Annotated in this window: 3 protein-coding genes and 1 pseudogene; 3 read left to right on the forward strand and 1 reads right to left on the reverse strand. The window is 44.6% G+C overall.

Annotated features, from left to right (window positions below):
* From K2G43_RS07190 to K2G43_RS07200, 3 genes and pseudogenes are all read left to right on the forward strand, one after another.
* The coding region (locus K2G43_RS07190; protein WP_300153794.1) for an SEC-C metal-binding domain-containing protein at nt 1–1,066 on the forward strand (1,066 nt) is incomplete at its 5' end.
* 667 nt (nt 1,067–1,733) lie between these two features.
* On the forward strand, nt 1,734–6,602 hold the full coding sequence (locus K2G43_RS07195; RefSeq protein WP_297644909.1) for a RecQ family ATP-dependent DNA helicase: 4,869 nt from the start codon (nt 1,734–1,736) through the stop codon (nt 6,600–6,602).
* 55 nt (nt 6,603–6,657) lie between these two features.
* Nucleotides 6,658–6,820, forward strand: a pseudogene (locus K2G43_RS07200) (AAA family ATPase); the annotation flags it as partial.
* Between the two features lie 122 nt (nt 6,821–6,942).
* On the opposite strand, the gene K2G43_RS07205 reads toward K2G43_RS07200, so the two are convergent.
* The coding region (locus K2G43_RS07205; RefSeq protein WP_366525004.1) for an Hsp70 family protein at nt 6,943–7,270 on the reverse strand (328 nt) is incomplete at its 5' end.

The following is a 7,270-nucleotide window of genomic DNA, read 5'->3' on the forward strand; positions in this document are numbered from 1 at the left end:
TTCCAAATCCATCGAACGTGCCCAGAAGAAAGTGGAAGAAAACAACTTCGGCATCCGCAAACGCCTGTTGGAATATGACGACGTGATGAACAAGCAGCGTACCGTGGTCTATACCAAACGCCGCCACGCCTTGATGGGCGAACGTATCGGCATGGACATCGTGAACATGATTTGGGACCGTTGCGCCAACGCCCTCGAAGGCCCCGACTACGAGAACTGCAAGATGGATATCCTCCAGACACTCGCCATGGAACCGCCCTTCACCGAAGAGGAGTTCCGCAACGAGAAGAAAGAGACATTGACGGAAAAAACATTCAATGCTGCCATGGAACTCTTCAAGCGCAAGACCGAACGCATGGCGCAAATAGCCTATCCAGTCATCAAGCAGGTATATGAGCTGCAAGGCTACATGTACGAGAACATCCTGATTCCCATCACAGACGGCAAGCGGATGTACAACATCTCATGCAACCTGAAGAGCGCCTACGACAGCGAGTGCAAGGAAGTGGTGAAATCTTTCGAGAAGTCCATCCTGCTGCACGTCATCGACGAGGCATGGAAGGAGAACCTGCGCGAGCTGGACGACCTGAAGCACTCTGTACAGAATGCAAGCTACGAGCAGAAAGACCCGTTGCTGATTTACAAGCTGGAGTCCGTGAACCTGTTCGACGCCATGGTGGACAAGATCAATAACCAGACCGTATCTATCTTGATGCGCGGACAGATACCTGTACAAGAGGCTCCGGCAGAAGCACCGCAGCAACAGGCTTCGGCACAACAGCAGGCGCCGCAACAGCAGGCTCCGGCACAACAGCAGGCGCCGCAACAGCCGCCCCACCACGTGGAAGTGCGTCAAGCCGCCCCCGAACGCCGCCAGGACATGAGCCAGTATCGGGAACAAAAGGTGGATCTGAACGACCCCAACCAGCAGGCCGCCGCCGCAAGAGACACCCGCGAACAACCCAGACGCGAACCCATCCGTGCGGAGAAAACCGTAGGCCGCAACGACCCCTGTCCCTGCGGCAGCGGCAAGAAGTACAAAAACTGCCACGGCAGAAACGCATAAAACGCGTAGGAGCTCCCCTCCTTTTTAGTGTCGCCGACCGATAAGGATCATCGACACTCCCCTCAAAAAAACAGGACCCGGTTGCTGTAAGAACGGCAGCCGGGTCTGTTTTTTCTTCCGCCGATAGTGGCGTTCATTTTGCCATCAGCAGTTTTTTTATTTCTAATAAACTCACTGAACCTGAATATGCTGAAGGAAGGAAGGATGAACGAACGATTGAAAGAGAACAATAAAATTACATACTCTGACTATCTTCATCTTGCTGTAAGCCTCCGTTCCTTCAGAGCGGAAAAACCATCTTCATTCGTACATTCGTTGTTTTCGTTTAATTACGATGGGCATTATACAACGAGGTTTCTGAAAAAGGCTATCCTATAGTTCTGCTCCGTGACATGAGCAAAACCCGCAAGTGGTTAAGGAATAAGGCAAGAGGCTCTCAGCAGACAGGTATCCTTGTCACCAAGGTGCAACAACAGCTTTTGAGTGCAAAAGTACGGATTTATTTTATAAACGCATAACAATCAAAAGTATGGCACGAATTTAACAGAATCTCCACTTTTATCCTTATCTTTGTGTATGATATTGAGGTAATATACCTGAACAATAATGAAGTTATGCAGATACATAACCAAATTCAAGTTATAAAAACGATTTATTATATTGAGATATGTCAATATGGAGTAAACTCATAGGATTTAAGAAAAACGAGCATAAAAGCAATATCATTGGCAGTAAAACCACCTCTGTACCATGTAATACCCGCAGTTATGCAATGGTAGATATTGAAGTCGGCTTGAAAGACCATAAAATCCATGATATAGGAGCGCTCAAGCACGATGACACGACATTCCATAAAACCTCGAAAGAAGAACTATTTTTTTTCTTAAACGGCATAGATTACATCTGTGGTCACAATATCATTCACCATGATGCCAAGTACCTGTTCTCAGACGATACATGCCGCTGGATTTTAGTTGATACACTTTATATCTCGCCTTTATTATTCCCGGAACGCCCTTACCATCGGCTTGTGAAAGATGACAAACTGATCTGCGAACAGATGAACAATCCGGTAAACGATTGCAAGAAAGCCAAAGACCTGTTATTGGATGAAATAGCATGCTGGAATTCCTTGCCGAAAGAGAAGCGTATGCTATTCGCATCATTGCTGAAAGATAAGAAGGAGTTTGAGGGATTTCTCGATATGGTAAGTGCGGAGTATATTCATGAAGGAATACCTGAACTTATAAAAGAGCTTTATGCCGGAAAGATTTGCCTGCATGCCGATCTTGACATGCTTATCGGCCGATATCCATGCGGATTGGCATACGCATTAGCTCTGATTGACACCACTGATTCTCGTTCCATCACTCCAGGATGGGTACTTCACAATTATCCCGAAGTGGAATTTATCATAAAACTGCTATGCCACACCGATTGCCACAAAGGTTGCGACTACTGCCGTACGCAATTGGACGTGCTCCATAACCTGAAAAAAATTTTCGGCTATGAGCGTTTCCGGACATACGAAGGCGAGCCGTTGCAGGAACAAGCTGCCCGAGCTGCGGTGGAAGGCAAATCATTGTTGGCTATATTTCCTACCGGTGGTGGCAAATCACTTACCTTCCAATTGCCAGCGCTTATGGCAGGACGCTCCGTGCACGGACTGACGGTTGTCATTTCCCCCTTGCAGTCCTTGATGAAAGATCAGGTAGATAACCTTGCTGACAGAGGAATCACTGATGCCGTAACCATCAATGGAATGTTAGATCCTATCACACGGTCATTATCTTTACAAAGAGTACAAGATGGAGAAGCTTCATTATTATACATATCTCCCGAAATGCTTCGTTCAAAAACAATCGAAAAGATATTGATGGCCCGGCATGTGGTAAGATTTGTAATAGACGAAGCACATTGCTTTTCCTCATGGGGGCAAGATTTCAGGGTTGACTATCTCTACATCGGCAAATTCATCCAAAAATACCAGCAAAAGAAAAAATGTAAAACCCCGATACCTGTATCTTGTTTCACGGCTACAGCAAAGCAGAAAGTGATACAAGATATATGTGACTATTTCAAGCAAACCTTGGACTTGAACCTAGAGTTATTCGCATCAATAGCCTCAAGAACAAATCTGCACTATTCCGTCATACATGTAGAGAGTGACAATGACAAGTATTTAAAACTGAGAAAACTTGTTGCAGAATCCGATTGCCCGACAATTGTTTATGTATCACGTACTAAACGAACAAAGGAGCTAGCAGAGAAATTGACCCGCGACGGTTACAAGGCACTGCCTTTCAATGGCAGGATGGAGGCTGATGAAAAAATTGCCAACCAGGATGCCTTCATGAACGATCAGGCACACATCATCGTGGCCACGTCTGCATTTGGTATGGGAATCGATAAGAAAGATGTAGGTCTCGTGGTACATTATGATATTTCCGACTCTTTGGAAAACTATGTTCAAGAAGCAGGCAGGGCCGGTCGTGACCCAAATCTCAGTGCACGTTGTTATGTGCTTTATAGTGACAATGACCTGGACAAGCATTTTATATTGTTAAACCAAACGAAACTCAGCATCAGTGAAATCCAGCAGGTATGGAAAGCCGTCAAAAGCCTTACCAAACAGCGCATGAGAGTCGATTGTTCTGCATTGGAAATAGCCCGGCAAGCAGGATGGGACGATTCGGTATCCGACATTGAGACCCGTGTGCGGACAGCATTGGCGGCTTTGGAACAAAGCGGCTATTTGGTAAGAGGAAACAATGTGCCTCATGTATATGCCACGGGAATCACGGTAAAAAACATGGATGAGGCAAGAGAACGCATATCAGCGTCAGTGCTCTTCGGCAGCGATGAAATAGAGAGGTCGGTCCGCATCATTAAATCATTGATATCCCAAAAGCATATCGCCAAAGCCCAGGATTCGGAAGCAGAATCGCGGATCGACTATCTGGCAGACATCTTGGGACTAAGCAAAAGAGAAGTTATATCCATCGTGGAACGTATGCGGCAGGAAGGGATATTGGCAGACAGCAAAGATATATCCGCCTATTTACTGGATGCGGGCGACTCGGAACGAAAGTCGCAAATGCTTCTCGACCGCTTTGCCAAACTAGAACAATACATCCTCAATCATATTCCCGATGAAGCTTTGCGAATATCATGCAAGCAACTGAATGAAAACGCCGTGAACGATGGAATCAACACATCCAAAGAAAAAGATATCCGTACGCTACTCTATTTCCTCACCGTCAAGGGTTATACCCGTAAGAAAGAAGATGCGGTCCGCAATATGGAAATAAGTCGTCAGGCGGACTTGGAATCTACGATGCGACGCTTTGAGAAGCGATTGGAGATAAGCCGTTTTGCCGTGGAATGGTTACACCAGTTAGCTTCAGAGAAGGAAAACACTCCCGACAAAGCCATCCAATTTTCCGTAATAGAGCTTCTGAACCGAATAAAGTCAAGTACCCAATCCCTTTTCGGCAGACTTGATGATATCCGGCTGGAAGAAGTTGAAGAAGCGCTTCTGTATTTGTCGAAAATCGGTTCACTAAAACTTGAAGGCGGCTTTTTGGTACTTTATAATGCCATGAATATCCAAAGAATAAAGGACAACAAGTCGAGATACAAGCAAGACGACTACCGGATGCTCAACGAGTTCTACAAGTTGAAGATTCAGCAAGTGCATATTGTAGGCGAATATGCCAATCTGATGGTAAGAGATTATCAGGCAGCCTTGCAATATGTCCAAGACTATTTCCAAATGGATTACAGGAAGTTTGTCACCAAATACTTTAAAGGAGACAGAGTAAGCGAAATACAACGTAACCTGACACCACAGAAGTACAAACAATTATTCGGACTGTTATCCAAACGGCAAATGGATATTATTTCCGATAAAGTTTCACGCTGCATTGTGGTTGCGGCGGGTCCGGGTAGTGGCAAAACACGTGTATTGGTTCACAAACTGGCCTCACTTCTGCTACTTGAAGATGTGAAACACGAACAACTCCTGATGCTGACATTCTCAAGGGCAGCTGCTACGGAATTCAAACAAAGACTCATGGAGTTGATAGGCAACGCCGCCCACTTTGTTGAAATAAAAACATTCCACTCCTATTGCTTCGACCTATTGGGACGGATAGGAAATCTTGAAGAATCAAGAAATGTCGTTTCAATGGCAGCAAAGATGATATGTCAAGGAGAAGTGGAACCCAATAAAATTGGCAAGACGGTGTTGGTCATAGATGAAGCTCAGGATATGGGAGCCGAAGAGCATGCGCTTGTAAAGGCTTTAATGACTAATAATGAGGAAATGCGTGTGATAGCAGTGGGAGACGATGACCAGAACATCTATGAATTCCGCGGTTCCGATTCCGGCTATATGTACCGGCTGGCGCAAGAAAGCGGAAGTACATTTGTCGAAATGACTGAGAATTACCGCAGTGCACGCCAGCCGGTGGATTTTGCCAACGGATTCTTGAAAACTATCAATAAAAGGATAAAAAGTACACCTATCATCTCTATGAGAAAAGAGCAAGGTTGGGTGGAAGTAATACGTCATCATTCAACATATATGTATCAGCCGCTTGTGAAAAACTTACTTCAACACAAGGACAAAGGCACTTCATGTGTACTCACCCAAACAAACGAAGAAGCTGTCATCTTGATAGCCCTCCTGCGAAAGCATGGTATAAACAGTAAACTGGTACAATCAATGGACGGTTTACGTTTTTGGAATATGGCGGAAATGAGATACTTCTTGAGGTATATAGACAAACGGATAAAAACACCGCTAATCACAGAAGAGCTATGGGAAGAAGCCAAGCATACAACCTTTTCGATTTATGGCAGAAGTATAAGTCTGACGTATATAAAACGATGTGTGGAACAATTTGAACAAACTAACAAAACAAAATATTTCAGTGACTTCAAGGAATTTGTATTTGAGTCGTCAGTGGAAGACTTTTGCGACACATCAGGCACCGATGTCGTAGTATCAACCATCCACAAGGCCAAAGGCAGGGAGTTTGATGATGTGTATATGCTCATATCCGACAATTATGTAAAGGATGCCCATCTGATGCGCAGATACTACGTAGGAATAACTCGTGCAAAAAACAGACTATTCATACATACAAATGGCGATTGCTTCAATCATTTAAGTGCAAACTTATATCTCATTGACCAACAACAATATGACATGCCTGAAGAAATTATACTACAGCTCTCTCACAAAGATGTCAATTTGGGATTCTTCAAAGAACGGAAACAAGAGGTTTTAGCACTAAGAGGAGGAGACTCTTTGATTTACAATAATTTCTTCTTGTATAATTCATCGATCGATAAACCCATAGCTAAATTATCATCAAGAATGCAGGGCACGTTATCCGAATGGGAACAAAGAGGTTACAAGGTAAAATCCGCATCTGTACGTTTTGTTGTGGCATGGAAACCTAAAGATGCACAAAAGAATGAACCGGAAACAGCTGTTCTTTTGGCTGACTTGATGCTTTCTTTGTAAGCTAAAACATTTAAGAGATTATCACACTATCATCACCTTTGTAACAATAAATTAAAATCTTCCCGACCATTCCAACCGTGATATTTTTGAAGGATTAGTAAACCACCCTATCCATAGAGATTATACGGTAATGGGTGGCGAAAGTACATATCGACATTTATGATGGCCATGTAGAATTGGTATCACCGGATACCATGCTTGACGGTACACAGATTCGAAAGTTCGGTGATACGCAAGAAAGTTCGGAGATAATACAAAAGGGTGTTATAAAAGAAATAGGGCATAACTCATTGAGCTACACCCTATATTCCTATCTATAGTTATCGTTGTTCACCGATACTTACTTCACCTCCTCAAAGTCCGCATCCTGCACATTATCCCCATGCTTATTGCCATCCTGAGCACCGCCCTGTTGGCCGGCATTCATGTCAGGCCCTGCTTGGGCACCGCCTTGGGCGCCACTCTGTGCATACATTTCGGCACTGGCTGTTTGGAAAGCTACGTTGAGCTCGGCCATGGCGGCATCGATGGCAGCCAGGTCTTGAGCCTTGTGGGCATCTTTCAGTTTCTGCAGAGCGGCTTCAATCGGAGCCTTCTTGTCGGCAGGAAGCTTGTCGCCCAGTTCCTTCCCTTGCTTTTCGGTAGTGCAAATCATGGAGTCGGCTTGC

The organism is Bacteroides sp., from assembly GCF_029057325.1.
In the GTDB taxonomy this organism is placed as follows: Bacteria; Bacteroidota; Bacteroidia; order Bacteroidales; family Bacteroidaceae; genus Bacteroides.